This window comes from Streptomyces sp. SID3343, from assembly GCF_009865215.1.
Classification (GTDB): Bacteria; Actinomycetota; Actinomycetes; order Streptomycetales; family Streptomycetaceae; genus Embleya.
Genome location: NZ_WWJX01001183.1, coordinates 1 through 1,222 on the forward strand (window position 1 = coordinate 1; position 1,222 = coordinate 1,222).

General features: G+C 60.1%; 2 protein-coding genes. One reads left to right on the forward strand and one right to left on the reverse strand.

Annotated elements, in window-relative coordinates:
- Positions 1 to 424 precede the first annotated feature (424 nt).
- The gene (locus GT354_RS37310; protein ID WP_161360820.1) at positions 425 to 808 is read left to right on the forward strand and encodes a hypothetical protein; all 384 of its coding nucleotides are present in this window, start codon (positions 425 to 427) and stop codon (positions 806 to 808) included.
- 216 nt (positions 809 to 1,024) lie between these two features.
- On the opposite strand, the gene GT354_RS37315 is transcribed toward GT354_RS37310, so the two are convergent.
- On the reverse strand, positions 1,025 to 1,222 hold a 198-nt coding region (locus tag GT354_RS37315), incomplete at its 5' end, for a helicase associated domain-containing protein (protein WP_161360821.1).

The window sequence follows — 1,222 nt, forward strand, 5'->3', positions numbered from 1 at the left end:
CTAGGTGTATTCACCCGTGAGGTTGGTGACGGATCGCACGGTGGGGTGATCGTGAACGAGTGAGGGTCTTTCGGGCTCGGTGTGGATTGGGGTGCCGTTAACGAACGGCGATCCAGCCAACAGGTAGCTGAGCGTGAACCGTTCCCGGGTTGTTTCACCGAGCGTGTCCGTAGTGAACTCGAAGGTTTATCCCGCTACTTACAAAGACTTGCGCATGGCTCGGCGATTCCTGAAAAGCAAGGGTATTAGAGTAAGGTAGCGGCAAGGTCACAGAGTCAACGGGCGGATGGTCCGGGGCATTCGGTCCTCTCGGAGGGTGCTCACGAATTCTGTTCGCGGGCACCCGGCCCGTCATTCTCTTAGCTGACTGCGGAATATGCGCGGCATAGTATGAATGGAATGGTCGGAGATATCGGAGGTTGGCGTGAAGTTCTTTGCGGGCCTGGATTTCGATCCGGATCAATCCGAAGAAATTATAGAGTTTGTTTCAGATGGCGTGCTTTTTGATCTGCACAACACCGCTGTGCTGGTTGATGTTTCACTGGACGGTTCTGACGTGTTGGCGTTTCGCTTCGACATGCTGGACGAGTACGTGAATCCGAAGGCAATAGGGGCCGCTCCGGTGATCACATTCACTGGCGTGCGCATGCTCTCGATCGTCCAGGACGACGACTTCACTCCACTGGAGGGGTGGTCCTTTCACGGGCTCGAGTGGTCACTGTCGTCGGACACGGCAAGGTTCGACCTGCAGCTCGGTGGTTTCGAAGTCGGATTCACGGCTACCGGGGCGACTTTCACACGCGGTTGACCTGTACGCCGGCAAGCGGGACTGGGCCTGACCGACTTCGGGGTCACTCAGATTCCGATATCGTTCAGAGATATCTCGACACACAAAGAGCGAATCGGCCGGCCGGCCGGCCCCGGATCCGACTCCGAACCTCACATCCGGCCGGGGCGCGCGGTATTCCTTCCGACGGGAACGTCGCGCGCTGGGCCGGACGTGAACCGCACCTCAAGTCCGTTCTCATGCCCATCGCATGTGGAGTGCGTCGAGTGCGTCGAGTGCGGCGATCCGCTGCGCCGGGAGTTTCGGCCGCCGCCGAGTCCTGGTGGTGGTGATCCACACTCCGAGGCCTACGTCCTCGCGCCACCCGTCGAACGCCGTCACGATCTCGACCTGCCCGGGGGGGACTTCGAGGTGCCCGACCCGCTCCCGATAGGC